This window comes from Serratia sp. C2(1) (assembly GCF_036352655.1).
In the GTDB taxonomy this organism is placed as follows: domain Bacteria; phylum Pseudomonadota; class Gammaproteobacteria; order Enterobacterales; family Enterobacteriaceae; genus Serratia; species Serratia inhibens.
Map to the genome: position 1 here is coordinate 2,262,225 of NZ_JAZFBA010000001.1, position 23,233 is coordinate 2,285,457.

Annotated in this window: 18 protein-coding genes; all 18 read right to left on the reverse strand. The window is 51.0% G+C overall.

Annotated elements, in window-relative coordinates:
• Positions 1-203: 203 nt before the first annotated feature.
• Positions 204-1,595, reverse strand: coding sequence for a VasL domain-containing protein (locus V2S86_RS10685; RefSeq protein ID WP_330762382.1), 1,392 nt, complete (start codon positions 1,593-1,595; stop codon positions 204-206).
• A 46-nt stretch (positions 1,596-1,641) separates the two neighbouring features.
• The gene (locus V2S86_RS10690; protein ID WP_330762383.1) at positions 1,642-2,886 is read right to left on the reverse strand and encodes a GIY-YIG nuclease family protein; all 1,245 of its coding nucleotides are present in this window, start codon (positions 2,884-2,886) and stop codon (positions 1,642-1,644) included.
• A 105-nt stretch (positions 2,887-2,991) separates the two neighbouring features.
• On the reverse strand, positions 2,992-3,429 hold the full coding sequence (locus tag V2S86_RS10695) for a DUF1283 domain-containing protein (RefSeq protein WP_330762384.1): 438 nt from the start codon (positions 3,427-3,429) through the stop codon (positions 2,992-2,994).
• Between the two features lie 52 nt (positions 3,430-3,481).
• The gene (gene tssE, locus V2S86_RS10700; protein ID WP_330762385.1) at positions 3,482-3,931 is read right to left on the reverse strand and encodes a type VI secretion system baseplate subunit TssE; all 450 of its coding nucleotides are present in this window, start codon (positions 3,929-3,931) and stop codon (positions 3,482-3,484) included.
• Positions 3,931-4,476: a type VI secretion system lipoprotein TssJ gene (gene tssJ / locus V2S86_RS10705; RefSeq protein ID WP_330762386.1), complete on the reverse strand. Its 546-nt coding sequence runs from the start codon at positions 4,474-4,476 to the stop codon at positions 3,931-3,933. Before tssJ ends, tssE begins: the two co-directional genes overlap by 1 nt.
• The gene (gene tssG, locus V2S86_RS10710) at positions 4,454-5,539 is read right to left on the reverse strand and encodes a type VI secretion system baseplate subunit TssG (protein WP_330762387.1); all 1,086 of its coding nucleotides are present in this window, start codon (positions 5,537-5,539) and stop codon (positions 4,454-4,456) included. The genes tssJ and tssG overlap by 23 nt, the downstream gene beginning before the upstream one ends.
• Entirely contained in the window at positions 5,503-7,257 is a 1,755-nt protein-coding gene (gene tssF / locus V2S86_RS10715; protein ID WP_330762388.1) for a type VI secretion system baseplate subunit TssF, read from the reverse strand. The genes tssG and tssF overlap by 37 nt, the downstream gene beginning before the upstream one ends.
• A gap of 89 nt (positions 7,258-7,346) precedes the next feature.
• Positions 7,347-7,775 (reverse strand): hypothetical protein, encoded by a 429-nt coding sequence (locus V2S86_RS10720; protein WP_330762389.1) that lies wholly within the window; start codon positions 7,773-7,775, stop codon positions 7,347-7,349.
• A gap of 2 nt (positions 7,776-7,777) precedes the next feature.
• Positions 7,778-9,046: a PAAR domain-containing protein gene (locus V2S86_RS10725; protein WP_330762390.1), complete on the reverse strand. Its 1,269-nt coding sequence runs from the start codon at positions 9,044-9,046 to the stop codon at positions 7,778-7,780.
• Between the two features lie 30 nt (positions 9,047-9,076).
• A complete protein-coding gene (tssA, locus tag V2S86_RS10730; protein WP_330762391.1) occupies positions 9,077-10,678 on the reverse strand; it encodes a type VI secretion system protein TssA in 1,602 nt (533 codons plus the stop codon).
• Positions 10,675-14,160, reverse strand: a complete 3,486-nt coding sequence (locus V2S86_RS10735) for an ImcF-related family protein (RefSeq protein ID WP_330762392.1) — start codon at positions 14,158-14,160, stop codon at positions 10,675-10,677. The genes tssA and V2S86_RS10735 overlap by 4 nt, the downstream gene beginning before the upstream one ends.
• A complete protein-coding gene (locus V2S86_RS10740) occupies positions 14,157-15,365 on the reverse strand; it encodes a hypothetical protein (protein WP_330762393.1) in 1,209 nt (402 codons plus the stop codon). Before V2S86_RS10740 ends, V2S86_RS10735 begins: the two co-directional genes overlap by 4 nt.
• 31 nt (positions 15,366-15,396) lie before the next feature.
• Positions 15,397-16,143, reverse strand: coding sequence for a hypothetical protein (locus V2S86_RS10745; protein ID WP_330762394.1), 747 nt, complete (start codon positions 16,141-16,143; stop codon positions 15,397-15,399).
• 141 nt (positions 16,144-16,284) lie between these two features.
• Positions 16,285-17,052, reverse strand: coding sequence for a hypothetical protein (locus tag V2S86_RS10750; RefSeq protein WP_330763188.1), 768 nt, complete (start codon positions 17,050-17,052; stop codon positions 16,285-16,287).
• The gene (locus tag V2S86_RS10755; RefSeq protein ID WP_330762395.1) at positions 17,042-19,231 is read right to left on the reverse strand and encodes a M23 family metallopeptidase; all 2,190 of its coding nucleotides are present in this window, start codon (positions 19,229-19,231) and stop codon (positions 17,042-17,044) included. Before V2S86_RS10755 ends, V2S86_RS10750 begins: the two co-directional genes overlap by 11 nt.
• A gap of 14 nt (positions 19,232-19,245) precedes the next feature.
• The gene (locus V2S86_RS10760) at positions 19,246-21,597 is read right to left on the reverse strand and encodes a type VI secretion system Vgr family protein (protein ID WP_330762396.1); all 2,352 of its coding nucleotides are present in this window, start codon (positions 21,595-21,597) and stop codon (positions 19,246-19,248) included.
• 64 nt (positions 21,598-21,661) lie between these two features.
• Entirely contained in the window at positions 21,662-22,051 is a 390-nt protein-coding gene (locus tag V2S86_RS10765; RefSeq protein WP_330762397.1) for a hypothetical protein, read from the reverse strand.
• 776 nt (positions 22,052-22,827) lie between these two features.
• The gene (locus V2S86_RS10770) at positions 22,828-23,232 is read right to left on the reverse strand and encodes a hypothetical protein (RefSeq protein ID WP_330762398.1); all 405 of its coding nucleotides are present in this window, start codon (positions 23,230-23,232) and stop codon (positions 22,828-22,830) included.
• Position 23,233: the final 1 nt, after the last annotated feature.

The window sequence follows — 23,233 nt, forward strand, 5'->3', positions numbered from 1 at the left end:
CCAGGGTGCACTTTTCTTTTTGCGACCCCCGAGCTTGTCAGCCATCACTCCCGCCGAACCTAGCGTTTGACTCAACCGAACAGAAATCTCAGCGATAGGCATGGCAGAGTAGTTATGTTCCAGAAAGATGACATCCCCGACAGTCCATCCGACACGGCAATAACTGCAACCAACTGAATCAATTACAACTTTTAGCACCTTTTTTATTTTGATGCTTTCAGTTTTATTTCAGCATAACGGGCAGTCAGTTGTTTCAGATGCATTTCCAGTTGAGCCCTGCCAGCAACAGGTAAAGGTTCTCCGGCAGGGTTTTCCGACAATGCTCGCAGTTGCTCTTCAGCCGGTATGGATTGATTAAATGACTGCATGGTTGAAAATACCACTGATTTCAGCTCACTGACCGTCATGTATTTACCCTTCTGCTCATCCAGCCCGCTCAGCCGGTCACTCAGTTGCTGTAGCTTCGTCATCCCCTGATGCCAGCCATTCAGGTTTTCTGTCGGTATGCTGGCAGCGTTCAACTGCCGTTGCCACTGTTGTACCAGAGGCTTAGTCTGTTCCGGCCACAGCGACTGAGCCTGTTCCAGAAGCTGCCGACTGTAGGCAATATTCCAGCCAGGAGGGAGCTTATCCAGTCGGGCAAGCTGCTGCTGTGTTTGTGCGATGACAGTTTGCGGTAACGGAGATTGCTGACGCAACATATCCAACTGCGCAGGCGTGAGTATTGCGGGCAACGGTGCCAGGGATGCAGCGAACTGAGTCTGTAACGGGTCAGGTCGATGCAAAACATGCCAGCCCCACACCGTTGCCAAGCTTATCACCAGCATGGAACACATCCCGGCGGCGAAGAAATGCCACTTTTTTGCCGGAGCTGGCGCCGCTGCCGGTACTGCCACATTCGCCTGGTGTTCTGGTTGCGTTACATACACCCACTTCACTGGACTGGCCGGTGCGTCTTTCTCTGCAACCGGAATACCAGAGCGGGCTTCAGATGATAGTCCCGAATCATTCATTGTCGCAGCGGGCAGCACGATACCGGGCTGAATAACAACGCCGGAACCGGATGCGCCGTCACTGTTTTCCAGCCGAACAGCACTGTTATGCAGCAGAGTACGCAAGGTATCGAACTGGCTCAGATGTTTGAGCTCCAGCCGCTGTAATACCGCCCCCAGGCTGGCAAGCTGCTGTTCCGCACGATAAAGCTGGCTGAGGTCACTGTAATTCAGGGGGAGCGTGCGCATCAGCTGTTGTATACGCTGGCTCAGACCGCTGAGGATTTCCATGCGGGCGTGTACCGGCTGCGGCCAGAGTACGCCCCACTGATGGCTGATCAGGGCTTCCAGTATCGCCAGCCCTTCATTCAGACCGAACAACCCGGCCAGTTGCGTACGAGCCAGCGTATACCAGGCTGCCGTCTGCAATTCCACGCCGTTTTGTTCAAACAGCGAAAGACAGAGTTTTTCGGCATAACGCCAGTTCACATCCGGACGCGCCGGATGTGACAGCTTGCTCAGCTCATCGCGCAGGGCGGCATAATCCGGCAGCATGCGCGGGTCGCTGCCGGTTTTAATTTTACGGGGGGGAATGTCATTCATGACCAGATATCCATTTGACTTGCGTGCAGAGCCTGAAGGTTATTATTTATGCCGCTTCGCTTTCCGCATATTCCTGGCTTTGCAGGTACTGTAATGCAGCCGGATCGGCAATATAGTCAACCTGGCCATGGTGACGTTCAACCTCGTTAATTATTTTACTGAGATCTACCCGGAAAAATTCTTTGCGTAAATTAATCCTGTTAATGCGGTAACTTTCCAGATGGTCGTGCAGCGTTTTCTCCAGTGCGGGGGCATCGTCGCAGGAAATCATGGCATGGACATCAAAATCGAAGGGCACGGACGCACCACTGAGTTCTTTAACCCGCTCCATTGGTTCCAGCCGTCGGGTCATACCGATTTTGTAGACATCCTCACCGAAAGAGCCAATGTTCGAAATAATATAGACATGCCCCTGCTTTGTGAGCTGAGCCATGGATTTTGCACGCTCATATTGCTGATGCACCGCCTGGATTTTCTGCTCCAGCTCCTGCCTCTGCTTCTCAAGCTCTTCCTTATAGGCACCTTCGGCTGCCAACAGCGCTTCTTCAAGCACTCTCTGTTGTTCAGCCAGGCGATTTTCTTCCTCTTCGGCCTGCAGCTGCTGCCTGTCCAGTTCATCCTGGCGCTGCTTTTCTTCACGCATCTGGCGTTTGATTTCAGCCTGATATTCCTTCTCTTCCTGCGCTTTTTCCAGCAATGCGACCTTATCCAGGAACTGTTGTTTTACCCCGTCCCAGTCGGCATTATCGTCAAGTTCAAGAAAGGCTATCTTCTCGCTGATGGCAGTATAGGCATCCCTTTCCTTCCTAAGCTGGTCGTATTTGCTTTGCCAGTTATTCACCGTGGTGCCGGCGAGCAGGGTCTTCACCTTAAACTTATAGCCTGAGTCCACAATACGTTGCAGTGCACGTGTCGCTTTATCTTTGGCTGCATGATTGTCCTCCCAACGGGAGGCCAGCCGTTTCTTTTCCTGGTCGATACCACGCAATACGGCAACACTCACCCTGTCGTCAAAGGCCTTTTCCTTCTGCTCAAGGTCAGATTTTTCCTGTTCCAACGCCGCATTTTTTTGCTTGAAACCACGGTAGATATAAAGTCTGATTAGCAAGGCAACCATAACCAGCAAACCAAAAAATACGCCGATAATACCAACCGGGTCTGAGACGAAATCAATAAAGCGCTCATTAACATTAATCAACGCCCTCACTGCAACGTAAATTCCCCAACCAATTACACCGAGAATGACAAATATGACTCCCGCCGCATTATCGCCTTTATTCTTCCTCGCCACGCTTTACTCCTTTATTATCGCTGTATAAATTTCAGTCAATATTGTGCCGCTCATTCAAAATGAGAAAGGCAAGATAATTGCCTTCCACTATCGTGTTGCCCTCTCTCAGGGGGTAATCAGTTCCCTTCCCGTACTTCTGTCCAGGCAGCGCCTGGTAACAGCTTCCCAATAGGCATTGAAATTTTTGCTGTTGATACATTGCGCATGAACATCGGGTGGTGGCGCGACGGGATCTGGCCTGGAGTCGCCAATGCCTTTATCTCTCTTGGTCGATCCCGTTTTAGTTTTATTTACCCCACTCTGTTTTTTCGTCGAATGCGGCTTTGTTTTTTTGGCCGGGGCTGCCGTCGTTTTATTATCCGATTGCGTATCCTGACCATAATAATCAACGCGCCGGCTTTTGCTGCCGTGGCAATGATACTCACCGGTTTTACGGTTGGTATGGCAGCCATCTGCGTTGGTTCGTCCGGGGTGTGCCATGACAGGCATGGTGATCATGATGCAGAGCAGTAGCGGCAGCTTAATGCCGATTTGCAGTTTCATTTGGAATATCCCTATAAGTTAAAAGGCGCTGACCTCTCCTGTTTTCTTAAGTTTACGGTGAATTATCAAGATAGTGCTGTTGTTTCAAGTGGCGTAACAACACCCGCCCCTCAGGCATAAACTCGGTCCCGTAGCGCACCAGACCGACACCTTTCAGCTCTGCATCGATGGCGTAACGCAGCTCACCGGGCTGAGCCTGCTCCAGTATCACCACGTCAACGTTGTTCAGGCGTGGCTCGTATTTCAGCAAAACGGATGACAGCGTGCCCATCAGCTGATGGGCAGTCCCCGGCATCCCCTGCAGGATTTTCGCCATATCAGGCAAGCCGTAATCGGGTAAATGGGCCAGCGTCCCGGCGCGACAGTTGAGGATCCGCTGCATATTGTCCAGCACCGACAGAATGACCTGGTTTTCTTCGCTAACCTGATGCAGGTCGAGGCCGCCGGTGAAATTGCCGACCAGCATTTCATACAACGACGGGGGATGATGTCCCTGAGGCATTAATCGTCCTTAGCGGGCAGCAATGTCAGATGGTTGTTCCCGGCTTCCAGGATGCGCGGCTTATCCGGGTCCAGCTCTTCACGCTCAATTACCCGCCGCCAGGTGTTACTGACCAGATCCGGATGTCGGAATAGCCCCGCGACCGCAACAAACTGCGCATCGGCTTCCATGGGCATATTGAGGCTGGCATCGCCACCCGGTTTAACCACCACATCGCGGGTGGCCAGCAAATCGGCTTTCAGGAGGGTGTCGCCGTCTTTCAGCAGTTGCTGATACACCGTCTTGTCGAAGGTTTTGCGGTCTTTCAACTGGTAAACGCGCACCACAACCGGCTCAGACAGCGAATTGCTCTCTCGGGCATCGGTATTCAGCGCCTCGCGCGCGGTAAAATCCAGATGCAGGACTTTAATCTTCTTGTAAAAAACGGCGGTGAAGGCCGATTTTGTGCCGTCCGTGACGCTCTGCGTCACCCCGCAGCCGGTCAGACTGAACGCCAGCAGCGCGAGCTGCCAGCGTGCGGTTTTAGTCAAACTTGTACGTAACACGTCGGTTTCCTTGTTGTGGTATGGCGGGCTTCATGCCGCGGTAATAGCCCAGTTCCGTCGTAAAGGTCTGCGGGATATCGTCCGGGAGCACGTCCCCTTCCGCGCCCAGTACACCATTCATCCCCAGCCAGAAAGGACCATCGCCCAGCGGTGGGACGGTCAGCAAGCGGGTACTGACCCTGAGCTGGATTTTTGCCTTAAACCGCCAGCCCAGATAGACCCGCAGCATCACCAGAAAATCCTGATACAGCAGACCATCCGGCTTCCAGCCCTGCGCTTCCTGCTCGTTATCCGTTGACAGCGCAATCAGCAACTGGCTGTTGGCATCCATCGCCTCGTCACCAAGCGGCGTGTTGCCATCCAGCAGAAAATCCTCATCACCGTAAAATCCCAGCGGCTGACTGACGGCTACCGGCCGCAAACAGTACGGACTGACCTGCACCACCGTGTCCGGTGCCAGCAGGCTCACCAGCGCCTGCATCCCTTCCTGGGTTTTGCCAGGCTGACGCAGCACGCCCAGCAGCGCCAGAAATCGTGATACAGGGGTGGCGATATGCTCTGCGGTACCCGGTATACCCAGCCCCACCAGACCCAACAGCGATTGCGAAATGCTGTCGGTCCCGCCGGCCTCGAACGTGGCCGGGTAAGAATACTTTCGCCAGATGCGATAAAACTGCGTCAGGATGCGATGGCTGAAAATGTCCAGAAAGCCCTGCAGCGCTTCGTGCCCTTCCCGGCGCTGGGTGATGTCATCGAGATAGGCCGTCGGCAACGGTGAGTCGACACCGTACATCCCCATAAAGGTGGTGCGGATAACCGGCGGTGTACTGTCATCCTCTTCATCGTATTCGACGGCTTTCAGTTCACTGACCGGAAATCCCATCCCCGGATGCGGCGCAAACCGCACCGGGTCATCAGCGGGGTGGCTGGTCGAGCCCATCAGCGGCCTGCCCGGATTACGCTTCTCCAGCAGTTGGCATAAACGGTAAAAGTTAATGCTGTGAAGGTCGGCTTCCAGCCGTGGGGTCAGCCGGGAATGCGGCGGTTGTGCTTCTCTTCCCATACCAGGCGCTCTCCGGTCGGTTGCAGAATGATAATCAGGCGGTTAAACAGGTAAATATCGGTATAGAGGGCGAAGAAGCGGCTCAGCATCTCGCCGAACAGGCAGATATCCCCGCGACCGGCAAAGCCATGACTGTCCAGCGTCACTTCAATCTGCACGCCGCGCACCGGATAGCCCTGCTCAAAGCGCTCGGTTTCGCTGTGTTTCACGTCGATGATGGCTTCCAGGCGACGGCGGTTCATCTCGCTGTCGGTCCACTCATACAGCGCCAGCGTGCCACGCAGCACGTCGGCATTATCCATCATCGAGAGGAACCCGCTGCCGAGATGGCTCAGCACGCGCCAGTGAAACCGGTCCTGCGCCGGCGGGTAACAGGGCAGCGTCGGGGCGCACAGGTTGCGCACGGCGATGCTGGTCGAGGTGGTTTTCATCACCGTATCAAGCACGGTACTTTGCAGCGCACGTCGTGGCAGTTGGCCATTGGTGCCGGTGAGCGTCAGCGACAGGCTTTCATCTTCCGGCACCGTGTGATTGTCAAAGGCTTCGCCACCGAGGATCAGCCAGGTGTTATGCAGCCCCGACGGGCCCCGGCGCACGCGGGTATGGTAGTAATATTCCGGCGCTTGGTGGCGCATCATTCCGCCTTTGTGGCGAAAGCTGGAGAACGGCACATAGGTATGCTGACTGGATGACGTCACCGAATCCACGGCGTAAATCTCGGTGTGGCCGTCCTGCACGCGCATCGGGCGCAGCATGTATTCTGTTTGCAGGGAGTTCAGCGCCAGCGGATCAGACTCTAGCGGGAACAGGTTGATCACCGGCACGCAGTTAAGGCGCAGATGCTTTTCCGTAAAGCTGAAGTCATGTTCCCAACGTTCAGCCAGCACCATATCGATTTCAAACCAGGGGAGCGCAGCCGGAAAGGCGACGGTCTCCAGCCCACGCAGGCCGGTGAACATGAATTTCTCGCGGAAGGTGAAGTATTCCAGCAGCAGTTGGTAGCCGCTGAAACTGCTGCTGCCTTTTGGCCACAAGGTATCGTCATCGCCAAAGCCCTGCGCGGTGAAATGCCCGTCAAACGGTCTTCTGTCTATATCGCCCGGCATCCGCAGCCACATCCGGGCCACATTCAGGGTAAAGGCAGCGTGCATGGCGCAGGCCAGCGGCGCATCGGCGTTGAAGTAAAATGAAATACTGCTGAGATCGATACGGCTCCAGTCTGCCAGATTACTGCAATTGAAACGCAGCGTGACAACCGAGCGACCATCCGCATCGGTGGTCTGCCTGGCCTGCTCCAGCGACAGTGGCTGAAGGTTGATCTCTTGGGTGGTGGTGTAACGGCAGCGCGTCCCTTTTTCGCCGATCGGCCGCGACAACACCTCGAAACCTTTGGCGATCCGCATCTGCTCTTTCATTTCACGCCAGTCCGGCGTGAATTCGACCACGGACATGGAAGGAATGGTGCGCAGATAATGCGGCCACAGCAGGCTGACCAGCCCTTCGGTCAGCTCCGGCAAATCGTCGTCAAGCTTTTCGCGAAGCCTCCCCATCAGAAAGGCAAAGCCTTCGAACAGGCGTTCCACGTACGGGTCGCGCGCGCCCGCTTTATCGAGATTGAGCATTGCCGCCTGCTCCGGGTGAGCACGGGCAAACTCTTCGCCGGCTTCAAGCAGGTAGCGCATTTCAGCGTCGTAATAACGCAGGGTTAAGTCGTCCATATTAGTTCTGCTTAGTAAATTGCTGCGTGTTAAACACAGAAGCAGACTCCGGGAGTCTGGCACGGGTAATCATATAGAAAAGAGAACCTTCAATGCTGAGTACAAAGGGACGGTTCTATGGCATATTTTTTTGCCATACCAGGTATCCAACCCGAAGGGATCCCCTGGCATTCTGTGTAACCTTTATGCATTAAAGATGTTGTGTATCTTTCTGAAAAGATAAACATTCCCAGGATAGTTAACCCTAAGATGATAAACGTGGTTTTCAGTAATTTTTTACCTGATGTAACGGTTATCTGCTTCCCGGTAAAAATAACAGGAAAAATCATCGTCAATAACGGTAAGAAAAAAAAGAAAAACGCGGCAGAAAAAGTCACCCAAAAAGAGAAGTTAACGACATCGGGGTAAGAAAGGTATTCACGCAACTTAAAAATACCGAGATATGAAATCCCGACGGAAATCGCCAGGAAGAATACAACTCCGAAAAATGCAATTACACGTTGTTTAAGAGGATACATTATCAATAATCCATTGGAATAATTTCTTGTAGCGTTTCACGCAGGTATTTCCTGGTTTCTGCAATCACGAACTCTCTCCCGGTCCGTAGCATCCCATCCAGATACATAGCTCCAAGATCCCAGAATCCGTCCTCGATCTCGCGAGCTTTATCAACAAACTCCTGCTGTGCATTCTCAATCAATTCAACGAGCTTATTAGTGACTTTAAAGTGATCGTCAAGTACGTTCAATGCGATGCTCGCCCCGAGACCAACAAGTACGACAGCCACGATCGGGCCAATAACAAATGGAGTCATTGTCAATAAGGCACCGGCCCCCCAACTGACAGCGGACGCTATACCGATTTTTACGACATCTGTTGCCAGCGAGCCTATAAATTCAGCCAGACTGGTATCATCATTCATTATGAAATCAATAGTACGATACGCGAGAGCGAAATAAAACGTTATAACAGTACCTTCAACAATGGCACTCTTAACACCAAACTTCCCAATTCCCAGGCTGACGACCTTGGGATTTTTAAGAGCATATACAGGCGCGTTTAATATTTTTCGTATCCCTGAATATCCAGTAAGTTTTATGAGCTCAGTTCCATTTTTATTTACGTACACCGTAGATTTAATATCATACAGTTTTAAATCGGCAATAAGCATGGTTGTTGTAATGGCATCTTTAATACCCAGGCCATAATTTACTGCAATCTGTCCCGGCTGAGTTTGTGTCAGGTCCACCCAACCATTTTTGTAAAACCCCCATGACGACAGTATTTCATATACTTCGCCGAGGGTAAGTAGCATAACTTCCTGGCTATTGGCCTGCAGCATGGCCCTTAACTTACTATCCGGGAAGTTACGTGTGTTACGTAATGCCGGGTAATCTGGCACAAAACCCGTTGGCTTTCGCTCACCTGTCAGATAACTCGGCAATTCTGGCGAAATTTGCACAGGTGCTGCAAAGCCTGCTGCCGATTCTCCAGCAGAAGCACCGCTGCTCTTCTCGTACGTATCATCCATCATCGATGGAATAAACTTCGCCTTACAGGGGCAGGTGCTGTAACTGTCAAGGGTTCCAGCCATTCGCCTGTCGTGAATGGTATCGTTATCGATACCACCGGCTATCTTGAAAAGCCCGGCATGTTTACCGCAGGTCACACTGTCCTGTTCCCGGGCAACCGGTTTATCAAACAGAGTGTGATCCTCTGCACCCGTGGTAATTTTTCCGCCGCAGGTCGTCTTGTCGCCCTGCACCAGATAAAAGCCTTCCGCTGCCATATTTTTCCCTTTAGCTGAATTCTGTCCGGGTTATCCGCAAAGCACTGCACTGCTTGCCGGATCGAGCGCAATCAGACCGGACAGAAGCAAATCCATCTCAGGCTGAAACCGTGATTTATCGGTTTCACTGCGTGTGGCTTTCATGCGCAGTAACCTGAGGCGGCGCGATTTCACTTCAAACAGCAGTGCCGGTGTCCACTGCGTGAGGGTGATTGACTGCGCGGCACTGTCGAGCTCTCCCAGCAGATGCAGGGCCAGTTCATTCTTGCCCTTCTGCTCAGCCACGCGGGCCATCAGCAGGCGCAGCAACCATTTGTCTTTTATGGAGTCGGTGCCCGGACGTGTCTGAAGCCAGTGGAGTGTGGCATCCAGGCCGTCACTGTCCGCTTTCTCCAGCGCTTCCGGTTCGAGTGCCAGAATATCGTTGTCAGCCGTGCTGGCGGCATTGACCGGCTCATCCCGCCAGCCGGATATGTCGTCCAGCACGCTCTGGTTTATCCAGTTAAGCGTGACCTCATCGGCAAACGGCGTACCGTCATTAAAGGCCAGGTTTTCAAGGCCGGTAAGGCGACACAGCAGCCCTTTCAGATCGGTGGTGATGATGTCGGCCAGCACATCCTGCCCCGATTTAATCAGGGCCTGATGGACATACCACTGCAAATCCAGCCAGAGGTGATTGGCGCCACGCGAGAAGGTACTGTCCGCCTGCTCCAGTATTTCCAGCCAGCTCTGCTGCAGGTACAGCCGTTTGAGCATGGCCCGCTGGTCAGCCCTCGGCGGTTCGATGCGCGTTTTCCCTTCGGCATCCGGTGCCGGAATAGCATTCAGCGTGTCATGACGCAGGCTTTTCATCAGCCGGTGCGCAGCAAGCCAGCCATTGGGCTGCTCACGCAGATATTCCGTCAGTGTACGGGCCTGGGCCAGCAAATCCTGACCGGAGGTAATGCGACTCAGCACTGGCGCATCCTGTTCTGTCGTGTGAGATGACTGCTGCGTACGTGTCTGATTGCTGGCGTTCTGCGGTACCACTGCATCCACGCCCCCGCCTTTCATCAGGCGGGACTCCAGAGCACTGTATAGTGCATTGAGCTCCGGCCGTGACGCTTCCAGCTCTGTCTCCAGACTGTCAGTGATGAGCAGCAGCGCCCCGGCGGTACGCTGTGCATCCTCGCGTACGACCTCCGGGTAAAGTGACAGACTGTTCAGAACACGGGTACCGGCGAGCCATTCCAGCGCGGCCTTGCGGCTGCGGTCCCGCTGCGGATGAAGCTGCATGCCATAGCACTGCAGTAATCCCGCCAGCAGTTCAAGCCCTTCGGCAAAACCGGTCTCGCCGTCCTGGAACAGACGCGCCCAGCAGTAATAGGTGGCAATCCGGATATCTTTGGCGGTGGTGGTCAGCAGTTTTTCGGCAAGAGTGCAAATCAGCCCGGTATCGATGCCGGAAAGTTTATTTACCTCCTCCCGGATGCGCTGAAAATCATCGTCATAGCCGGGGTCTTCTCCGGTCGGACTGGTGTCACTTACCGGAGCAAGCCAGGGCTGCCAGTTTTTCGTGCGTGCCTGCGCCTGTTGCCGTTGCTGAGTGTCATCAGCCTGACAGGCGGCGACCAGATTTTGCAGAGTGCTCATTCTTCGACTCCATCCATGTCACTATTTCCGGTGTTGGCCATCAGCGCCTGGGCGGTGGCCGCGCTGTCGACACTGAATATCTGCTCAGGAAGCGTGAAACCGCGCAAATCCAGCAACGCCAGCGGCCCTTTGCCCAGTTGGGAACGTAACACCCACTGCAACGTGCGGCCATCCGGAGCAGTAAAACTCATCATCCACTGGCTGCGGTCAAGCTGTTTCCGCTTGCCCTGATCCAGCCAGCGAATGAAGCCCCAGGTGCCGCTGTAATCCCCGAACAGGCGCGTGCCGGCGTTGGTCGACGTCCAGGTCAGCATGGCACCGGGCTTGAAGGTATCCCCCGGCCAGCGGAAAGACTGCCAGTCGGCCATCTGGTTGAAGTAATGCAACCGCTGCCCGTCAATCGTTAGCTGGGTTTCCACCACCTGCGGTACCGGGCGGGCCTGTAGTTCGAAGCTGATGCCCTGGCTGCCGTCGGTAAACAGAATGTCGGATAGCTGGCTCAACTGATTTAACGCTTTCAGAAACGCCGGGTTAAACGTCAGCCCCTGGCTGTTAGTACGGTTTGGCACCCACCGGCTGCCTTCTTTATGCAACACGCCGCTGAGTTCAGCGGTCAGGAAACGGTCGATACGCCCGGTGTCCTTGCGGATAAACTCCGCCAGCATCGGCAAAGATGCATCGCTTTTGCTCGCGGCAAACGGGAAGCGCCCCTCAAAGGCGGTGTGCCAGTTTGCGACCACCGAACGGCTCCAGCGGTCGTTGAGGCTGGCTGCAGACGGTTGCAGTACGGTTTCCCAGGCCTGCGTCAGCGGCTGCACAAACAGGGTGTTGCCAAAGCCGCTCCATTCCTCACCCAGACTGGCCGCCACCAGGCTGCCGTACTGCTGGGTATCGGTCAGATCCACGCTTTTGCCCTGGAATACGGTCTGTGCCAGGGTCTGCATCATCTCCTGCGGATCGTTAGCACTCGCCACCTGTTGCAGACGCAGACGCACGCGGGTGATACGGGTGAGGTAGGTTTGCAGACTCAGCGTGCTGTCGGCCGACATCAGGTTGCTGGCCGGGTTTTTCCCCATCAGGGTCAGCAGCGGCCCGAAGGTGTCATCCAGCGGCCCCTGCGGCCCGGCTGCTCGCTGATCGATAACGGGCTTATCCTCACTGCCGAGCAGATCTTTTGCCGACTTGATAATGGAATCCGACAGCCCTTCGCGCCGCTCGCCGGCTTGTCCCTGCCAGGCCAACGTATTCATCAGCGCAATCATCGGCGACTGACGCACATCGCTCATCAGTGTCAGTTGGTCAATCACATCCGCAATGTTGTGCGCCGGATTCAGCCGCAGGCTGTTGAGGAAGTTCAACCAACTGCCGGCAAAATCAGTGAAGTAACGCTGCGTCAGGCGCGCTTTCAGCGCTTCCGGAGAAAGGTCGGCAGAAACGGCCTTGCGACTGTCGCTCAGAACCCAGTCAATCTCATCCCGGCGCGAGTTCGCCGCTTTCTCGATGGCCTGCTGAATCCCCCCTTCCCACGCCTGACGGGTGAACATCCCCGGCACCACGTCATCGGTGGTGAACAGACGGCGGGCATCGGTACCACCGGTCATGTCTTCCAGTGACACATCGGCAAAGTTACGCCGCACCGATTTGAGCATGTTTTCGTAGAGGGTTCCCTCCGCATTACGGCGACCAATCTGCTGCAACAGCACCTGACGGCTTTGGCTGACCAGCGCCTCATCCGGGGTGATTTTCCACTGCGGCTGTTCCAGCAATCCAGATATGGAGAACGCCCACAAGTCTGGCGAAAGACTCTGCCACAATCCGGTAGAAATCCCCTGCCGGGTCGGTTGCACCCTTTGCATGGTTTGGGCGTAAAACGCATCATCCACTTTGTCCGGGCGGGACATCATCAACCAGGCTTTCAGTTGGTCATAACCGGGTTTCGCCAGCTGTGCGCGCTGGTCACTGTTAGGTGCCGAGTTTGTCAGCGCAGTCAGTTTCTGCATCAGGGCAGCATTGGCCGGGTCGCGGATCAGGCGGTTGTTCGCCACGCCATACCACGGGAGCATCGCGCTCAACAGTTGCGGGTTATGGTCAAGCCCAAAGCGCTGGTACCACGGAGTCCCATTCTGAACATGATGTTGCAGACGACCAGCATCGTTACGCAGGTCATGCAGGGCCGTTAGTTGAGAGTCAGAAACAGAAGGATGCTCCACCAGAGAACGGGCTTTGTTCGCCACAGAGGAAATCTGACTGTAGTTCAGGGCAAAAGAGAGCAGCAGCCCCGCCCCCCAGATACCGAGCACCGCCATAATGCCCCATGCCAGCGTCTGCTCCCAGGCCATACCGACACGGCGGCCACGTACGCGGGTGCAGTCGTCAACAATACCCTGCCAGGTCACCGGCAAGGTCAGCGCATGACGTTGTGATTCAGGAACATATTTCTCAGCGTCGGCAAATGCAGCGCCGGCTGTTCCCTCTGACGTATCAGCGGGTTTATTCTCCGGCAGGCTGAACATCAGGCCACGCAGCGGAACACGCTGCTGTGAGGCAGACAGCCATGGCGCCAGTTGCTGAGTCCAGCGGGCGATACCGCCGTCTTTGAGGTGCTGGCCCAGGCGCAACAGGAAGTCGTGACCGTTGTTCTCAGCGACCTGGCTCACGCCCTGGGCCCGTAACGCCGGCAGCATTAGCTCAAGCTGGCGGGTAACATCGTCTGCATTAGCGTGTTGCGGAAAGCTTGCCCCTACCGCCTGTTCAGAGCGCGTCGCCTGCGACCAGTTGCTGTCACACAGTTGCCACAGCCAGACCGGGGCGGAATAGCGCAGCAGTTCGCTGATTTTTTCCAGCCCGCGTAAATCGTTATCGCTGATTAGTGGCGTCAGATTAAGCGAGTCCGGCATGACCCGGACAATACCGTCGAGTGGACGCCCGCGACGCAGTTTGCGTAGCGCGGTGTATTTTTCGCGGTCAGGCTCCGATGTCAGGCTACCACCGTAAATCAGAACGGTACGGTTGCCTTCAAGCCACTGCTGCTGTTGCAGGCCGGGAACCAGTTGCTCAATCGCGGATTCGTCGCCTGTAATCAACAACAGGCGGACTTTGCCACGCCAGTAAAGACCAATACGTGAACGCAGATGAGCACATATCTTGCCAGACATCACCACAGCCGGAGAAACAGGGGCTTTTTCACTTTCCCTTTTCTTCTTCTCGTCATCGCCATTGGTATCGTCGACGAGAGCATCAAACTCCTTTTTACCGGCACTGAGAGCAGCCCACAGGAGCACAACCAACATGATAAATGTGCATCCGGTAATGCAGCCCCCGCCAATAAGCCAGTAAATTTGCTGCTGACTATCGTCCTCCAGTCCGGCCATGTCCGGATACTTCCAGACCATAAACGTCATTGCGGCAAAGAGTAAAAAAAGAATGAATGCGACAGAAAGATAGCGGCCTTCCGTAGTCTTCGGTACTAAAGGTAGCTTCACGGATCCATCTCCTGTCGGGAAGCAATCGGGGTAATGAGCGTGCTCCACAGCACATTCTGCGTGGTATCGCCGCAGATAATCATCTGCGGTGACTGTGTTTGTCGGGCGATTTCAGTGGCGGCAGCGATGGCCAGCCAAGGGGCTGCGGCTCCGGCATGTCCCATGGACATATCGAGTGAAATGACGGCTTCGTCCTCTACAGGCTGAGCAGGATGTGCATTCTGGCACGCGATCACTTCTGCGCGCTGCTCACCAGTCAGCCCGGCAAGCCATAAATTTTTCACGATATTTTTTTTGAGCGGGACGTTATAGGCGGCCATGTTCATCCCCTCGTTCAGTTCACCCGTCGGGGCAGCATCTGGCCGGTGCAGCAACGCGACAGGTTCGAGTGCCTCCTGTGTCAGGCGGTTGCCAAAAAGCAGTGCAACGGCTGCTTCTGCAGTATTATTTGATACAACCGGATCAAGCTGGAGGCCAACAATCAATAACATCGCCTCATCTTTAATGCGGTGATCCAGCCAGTCGTTGACTACCCCCGGCCCATTGCTGTCTACATACTCAACAGCGCAGGTTAAGCCACTCTCCCGCCAGACTTCCTGCCAAATATCTCGAACTGCAGGGAATGACAGAGATGTCGAGATATCGAGGATGACAACAAGCGAGGTATTTTCTGGGAACTGGCCAACGGGCAGATCAGCAATGAGTTCTGAGAACAGACGTGAGGTGACCAATTCAGGAGTATCTTCTGGTTCTGCCGTAATACGGCTCAGTCGCTTGCTTTTTTCGCCTTTCCAGTCCGACTGCGAAATAATAATGCTGTGGTTATTGAGCATTTCAACTGCAACACAAGATTGTTCATCTTCCTGATGGGCCGTAATAAATGTCGTATTCAACACCTGAAGCGCACGACGTGCCCTACGGGTCTCACTCAAGATCCATTGCTCCCGATGCCGGTCGAAACCATTCGCTTTACTGTCCTGTAATGACCAGATCCACATGCGAAAACCGAAAGTTACAATCCAAACAACAACAGGCGTACCAATAGCGACCAACCAGAAGTCGTTATTATCGATGTATCGCCCGAATATACGCATGAAGATCACGCTGACGACCAACATAGCCACCAATACGGCAAGCCAACGGGATATTTTAGGTGATGCTTGCCGTGGATAACATTTCGGAATATCTTTCAGGGAATACGTCATTCACACTCTCACACTTCGAAATTTCTAAGAATTAACTAAAATAGAAAGATCGTTTGGTTCTCTCGGGATATCTATCAAAGAGCACCTTATCTTTTTTATAATCTCTATTTTTAATCTCAATAAATGCAACATCACCATTTTGATCATAAATCACATGAACGCCTTCCTCGACATAATTCCCTTTTACATAAACATAATTAATCTCTTCACTAAGACGGCCTTTCTCAATACCCGACTCATAATACCTTCGACATTTCATAGAGTTGCCATCAAGAGAGCACACTCCAAATTTCGCAAATGTAAATCCATATTTTTCAAAAGTATAAATAGTAGTTACATCTCCTTTGTAGAAGAAGAATTTATTTTCTAAACGTGGTGCGTAATCATAACCCAAATATAATTTATTACTTTTATCACTATCTATACTTGCTGGAGGCATACCTTGCCCAGTTCTATCAACTTCTGAAACATAAACTTTACCTATTTCTTTCTGTCTTGAGCAAGTTTTTTCATTTACAAATTCAATTTTTGTTATCCCACGAATATATTCTTCATTCTCAGATTTATAAGACACACATGCGCATGAGTATTTTTTCGACATTAACCGCTTATCTTTCTTTTTCGTTTCAAATTCTTTAACACCATTCTTATCATAAAATAAAAATGTATCACCTCCTGAATTGATCAGCACCCCACATGAACTTTTCAGATTGCTTGCTGCATAAGTTGGCAAAGAAATAATTAAGAATAAAAATAAACCTAACGTTTTAAAATTCATACCCCCCCAAAAAAACCATTAAACAACATTCTCCAATTCCGACATCTATGGATTGTTAACGATAATTAATCGGTCAGTGAATTGACCAAATGTTCATGGTGGAGATTAGCCGTTTCTTGCTGAAAATATAAAACAGTAAATTTACTGAGTATTGATAAGCTTCCCACCCAACTCATCAAATGTTTTATCTCCCGAAAAAAGCTGTCGGCATTTAATGTCAATCACTGCATCATCTTTATCATCAGGGAATGTCACCTTCATTTTTTTGATTATATCCCACACACCAGGAAAAGAATCTACAGAACAATCAAGATCGTTAGGAGCAACGTACATTCCATTAGTTGATATTTTCCCGATGTAAAAGTCATCAGTTACAGGAAATGTATCATCCGAAATATTCACATCCTTAACGCGTGGATTCCAAAAACCTTTCCCAGAGATAACATTCTTTTTCCCATCAAAACTTGATATTATCGCTTGATACGCCCCTGATTGGGCATCAATGGGAACTAAAGCGAGAATCAGTTTTTTATCGAAGTTAACATCGACAAGAGTAGATAATTTTTGATCTAGATAATCTACGCTATATAAATTTACGAATTTGTTATTACAAGCCTCCAACTCCTTTGTTTTTAAAAACATATTGCTTCCAGCAACAATCACACCAACCTTATCACTTGTCAAAGAGATTATTCCAGCCCCTAAATAGTACTTGCTATTCCAATTTTTAATTTTACATGAAGCGGAAACTTTCGAGGTGTCACTATGTACATCAACCACCCCTTGATTATTTTTATTGAGACCAATCATATAACCATCAACTTTAATAGTATTGTAATATGCCCCCCAAGAGCTAAACGTAGCCATAAAGTACATCATTGAAGTTAAAAATGCTTTATTAAACGTCATCACCAATCACCTCCTTAGCTCTTTTCGTAAAGATTTTTCTCTCTGCAAGACCTTTGTCAGCACCATTTATTGCAGAGGTAACATTTTCAATAACCTGATCATCATCTGCTTTGCCATTTTTATCCCCATCCATTATTTTCACAGTTTTACCTTTAAACCCAACGATGAAGAAACCGCCAGTATCAATGCAATTATAAGTACTTTCTGTTAATTTTTGTGGCGAGTCTATCTGAGGACTACGTTTTTTCATTTTTGCTGCGTTTTTCTTTTTGTATTCAGGATCATCCCACCAATATCGATCAAAGTCACTTACTGAGAGCCACCCTCGATATACCCAATAGCTAGAATAAGTATCGAGCCCAGTGAGCATTTTAAAACCACGCCCTCTGTATTTCTGGGCATCAACATCACCACAATTCCCATTGATCCAGCTGTAGGACCCTGTGATAACATTCCCTTTTGAATTGTATTTTTTACCAGAAAAATAATCGTCTTTTTCTTCTGTCAACTCTCCATACCAATGCCCGAGCTCCGCTTCATTTTTGGTTGATAGGTCAACAATTCCACCACCTTTGTGGACACCATTCTCTATCCGTTGTTGCTGACTAACCTCCTGCATTAACAGCAAACTTCCGGATTCAACAGCCCCCTGCCCAAGAAAATGGCATTTTCTATTGGCACTATAAAGGTTGTATTTATTAAGTATGGCATTTATATCACAGTAATATTCAGTTACCTTCTTACTTATCTTACTGATTTGCAACTTTGCCGTTGACTTAGTATTTGCTACCATTATTTTTTCAATTACATCACAGTCGAGCCAACTACATGTTCTGAAATGTCGAATAAATGATTTTGGTTCGAAATACCACAGTCTCCCGTTACCAAGCACTCCAGAATCAAAGCACAGCGCCTCTGCATGAGCTTTAAATTTTGCATAATCAGCTTCCGTCATCGGATCATGCTCTTCACTTCCCGTTTTCAGCCATGAAAAACGGGTGTCGATCGTACTTTTTTCCCATTCAAACGGGAAATGGCAGATTAGCTTCCCACACTGGTTATCGAACTCACCATCTTCCTGAAGTTTCTTGATAACGGCTGAATTACACTGGCTATCGCTGTCACTATCGTCATCGACAAACTGCCAGCCCGTCCAGTGAGGGAAATCAGCGTCACTAAACTTTTTAATGCTGGAATCAGCAAGATTGACCCCCCCTTTTCCTCCCGGGTAATTGACCGTCATCCATAATGGCGCGTCTGCCGGTACCAGTGTTTCATGGTCTGTATTAATCACCCGCCCAAAGCGAAGTAATTCAAACCCGGCACTTGGGCTCTCCTTATAATTCCGCATCGCGGTTTTATAGAGATTGTATTCGTAGTCTTTGCCATCAGCATTCACCAGTGACTCACCCAGCAGATCATATTTCCCATCAACCTGCGTATTTTTCTGCCGCGTTACCATCGTGCAGCTGCCTTGGGCCAGAGTCATGCTGGCATACAGAGGCGCATTGCTCGTATAGAGTTCGGAAAGTCCGCTGATAGAAGTGCTGTTATCTGCAGGGGCCTTGTCATAAAACTTTGTCTGCGGTGGCAGATAAAAGTGAATATCACCGTAAACCGCATCGGTGCGGCCATTCTTCGAAATATCCAGCTCTCCTGTTTTCCTGCCTGTGAGCTTGCTGATGTTGTCGTCATCGCAGAAAACCTGGAAGTGGAACGCATTCACTCCATCCACCACCCCGGGAGTACCCAACGGATCTTTACGATAAACTTTCTCACCTTCCTTAACAGTTTCAGCCAGCGACTTCAGGTGCATGTAGAGGGAGTAGAAAACTACTTTTGCTTCATCACCGCTGCCGATCTCGGTTTCATGCTTTAACAGCACATAACCATCATTGCTGCCTTTGGACTTGGGTTTATCGGCATTGATGTTCAATGGGGCCAGGTCGCGTTTGTCGGAGTCTTTGCGCAGCGAAACAATTGTACCGTCCGCGATCGCCCTTACATTCTCTACCGGCCGGCCTGCGTCAGTATGACTGATGTGGATCCCGCCATGCCACGAACCATAACCGTTAACCGGATACCCGCGACGGTCAACTACGGCCATGACTCTTTCAATCCAGGCCGCATCAGTTTCATGGGCATCTTTCGCTTTCAGAAGCGGTGGGCTGATAATCATAAACTGACTCCTTGTCAGGAAAAGCTGAATTTACTGGAAGGTTCTGTGGTTTCAGGAGCCACATTCGGGAAGTCTTCTGGCTTATTAGCCTTTTCTTTTCGCCCGTAATGCCCGGCTTTAGTCCGGTACTCCCCCTGTGTGGCAGATTCAATGCCATTGGCATCGAGGGTGATATAGCTTCCCCCCCCGTTGATCGTGACCTGCTTCTTGGCAATAATCTCGATACGATCTTCGGTACTGACGACGCTGATTTCTCCACGAGCGATGAGCTCCATCAGGTCATTCTGTGCCTGGATCCTCACCGGCCCCTGGTTAGCAATAAGCTTGATCCCCAGCTTACGAACAAACACGCTCAGGGCATTGCCCACCCCGATAAACAGATTTTTCACCACGCTGACGTCGGCATTCTTGCCCGCCGTGGCAATCAGGTTCTGGCCGGCCGATACCTGCAGATGTTGTCCGCTGGTCAGCGCCATACCCTCCGGCGCACTGAGCAGCAGCACCGATTTTTGGAGGTCCGTCAGTTGCTGTTCCAGCAGCTTGATCTGCGCCTGGAGATCGGCCGGGTTCGCGGTGGCGGTCTGCGCATCATTCGACATGGCCGTCATCTGCTCCCGGGCGTCCCCCAGATTGCTGACCGCCGGTTGCATTTCCAGCACCTGGCCCTGCGCCTTTGCCTGGCCATCAGCACTGATGAAAATGCCCTTCTGCGCCCGGATGGCACCCCAGCTGTCGGTTCTGAGCTCAAACCCCTCGCCGCGCTTCTGCTTTTCGCTGTCGACAAGATGTCCGAGATTCAGCTGACTCTTGCCGCCGTACTCCGTGCTGACCTTGATATGCTCCTGGTCACGGCTGTCATCGAGGCGGATTTTGTTGTTCGCAGGCGTCCGCAGAACGTTACGTTTGTAGTTTCGGATAGTGACATGGTCGCCGTGCGCGGAGTCGTGCAACACGCCGGAGATATACGGCCGGTCCGGGTTGCCGTCTTCAAAACCAATCGCCACCTCGGTTCCCGCCAGCAGCGGCAGATGCAGACCATAAGTGTCGCCTGCATAGGGGCGGGACTGACGGACCCACAGGCTCTCGAATCCGGCCTCCCAGTTATCACGGTCAAACAGCATGTTGACGCGATAGCGGCCGTCTTTATCGATATGCCCGTAGGTGTCGTTTTCGGTGGTGCTGGTCACGCGGGCGGGCAATGTGCCCGCCATCACCGGACGCGCACCGGGTTCAGGGCGGAAGCCAAAATCGGTGCTGTCCGGGATACCGCTGCAATGCACCTCAAAATCTTTATCACGGCGGGCCGTGCTTTTCATCCCGGTGATGAGCACGCCCTGGCTGAACGCCTCCGCCACTTCATAGCCGCCGGTGACTTTCAGTACCTGCCCGGGCGCCAGTGTCGGGCAACTGGTGATGGCGCTCAGTTGGGTCTGGCCGTTCAGGTAGCGTTCGTGACGCACACGGGCATAAAACGCGCCGGACTCCGGAGCCGGGTTGCGGTCATAAGTGCTGCCCGGCGTCAGGTAGTTATCGGCATAGTGATAAGCCTCGCCATAGGTGGTGCTGTCGCCGCGGGTCGCATCCACCAGCATGTTCATGTCGTTGTTGGCCTGACGGTAGTTGTAATCGCAGGTGCTGACCTGCTTTTGCACCACATTGTGGTGGCTCTTCATCCCCCATACGGAATCCATGCCTTGCGAGTGCTGGCCCGATGGCGGTACCGACGGCAGAATCAGGCCGTTCTCGTAGCCCTGGCGGCTGTCGTAAAACTCCACCACATCGATGTTCAGGCGTGTGTCGGTGGTGAAACGGAACCAGATCCCCACCTCACCCAGCAGGCGGGTGATAAAGTGCAGGTCATCCTCGCCGTACTGCATTACCTGCTCACGGCGCGGGTACTCTTTTGAAAGCGAGAACAGAAAATCCTGGCCGCGCAGGTTGTGACGCTCGCGCAGGATTTTTTCCACAATTTGCGGAACGGACATGTCCTGATAAATAACGTTCTGGTGCGAGCGGTCGAGCAGCACCAGACGCGGCTGTAGCGTCAGGGCGTAATGGGTTTCATCTTTTGAGGTGCCGAGGCGTTCAAAACCGCTCACCACCCCCTGGAGAACCCGTACCGATTGCTGGATTTTAATGCCGTAACCCTGGTCTGCCGGGGCCTGTAGCGTCAAAGAGCCCGCTTTCATCAGCATCATTTCCTTGCTGATGGCGTGGTCGTTACTGGTGAACTCAATGCGGTAGCTGAACGGCTTGCTCAGGGCCTCGTTGCCTTCAAACGCCAGCACATCAAGTTCTGACTCACATCCTTTTATCACCAGCAAGTGGTGGTTATGGCTGAATCTTATCGGGGGATTACTGCTCATTGTATTCCTTCACATCGGCAGGAAGTTATGTCCTGAAAAACCAGACATGCATTAAGTGAGTTAATTACTGCTTGACCTTTATCGCATATTTCTTATAAAAGTCTTTACCGGAATGCATTGTGCCAAGAGTAAACCCAGAAACAGTTACGCTATAATTACCTGATTTTTTCGGGATACCAGATATGATGATGCGATGGTAATCTTTGCTTATCCCATCCTCCCCACCAAAACTGTACTTTACTTCTTCCGGATTCCATACCAACCCTGAATCGTTCGGGGTTATACTTACCAATACGCTGGATTCGTTAACATCCCTGCCTTTTATTTCAATGATATTCCGGTACTTGTGGTTAACTGTTGCAACTGTAAGTTCACTTTTTTCAGGTAAGACTGTTGGGCTAGAACTGGCGCAGCCTGAAACAACGAAAATTAAAACAAAAATTAAATATTTCATTTAGCTCAGTGGTTTGAAAACCACGCCTCCAAAAACGTGCTTACGGACATATTCCAAATCTTTATTTAGCTTAGCTTAGATTTATTTTTGACACCCCCCATGAAAACAGATAAGTTTCATTATTTATTTTAAAACATTAATTTCATATATTTTTTCAAAATCCCTCCCTGCACTAGCAACCACCCCTCCCCTAATGCTGATTGTTACAATCCCTTGTAACTTAGGTTTTCCTTGTATGGTAAAGTTATTATATATATATTTTTATAATATTTCTTTTCAGGAAACACTAACTTCAACCCCGAATTTGATGGGTGCATTTCATAATTTAAATCAACAATCGGCCCTGTACCTCCTGAAATAGTGATTGGAACATAATACTCCTGTCCAATATACCCATCAGACAACTCATTGGGCTCGAATATAATATGATTGCCACACCCAGCCAAAAACAAATAAAAAATAAAATATGCGCAAAGTTTATTCATTCCAATCATGGTATTTTTGTAAATACCATCCCCCCAAAAGTATAGCTCAGAAATTCACCTAACGTTAATGATGTTCTGAGTGAATTATCTTTAACTTCACCCCATGAAAAAAGTCTCAACGAAACAAATTCTTCTAAATTCGTTTCGTTAGTAATTCGTTGTCCGTTAGCTAACTTTAACTTTCCATCCCAAACTATCCAGTGATCTTTGAATGGAACATCTGCGATTGCTGAAACATCTGCACAGAGATCAAACTTGAAATATGAAAGTCATTACTTATTGGTGATGAAGTTAATCAACAGAAATTTGATATTTCTTCACAAACACCTGTGATTTGGAGTACATCGACGCATATGTTTTTGCCACGATCTCAACAGTTATCATACCTTTTGTTTTAGGTATCCCTTTTATTACAGCTTTGTTAGAGTCGTTACACCTCTCTGCAGAAATAATTCCACATCCACTAAAGTTTGGTTCTAATTCCAGCCCGGAATTATCAGGCGATACTTTTGCTCTAAAGTTATTTGAGCTCAACGCAATAACCTCTCCACTTTTCTGGAATGTCAGAACAATATCTTGCTGATAAAATGTACCCGCACGCGCATTTTTTAAATTACCACTTTCGGGAGAAAATTTTATTTCACTTGAAGAGCACGATGTTAAAAACATCAAAAAAACAACCAGATATTTCTTCATA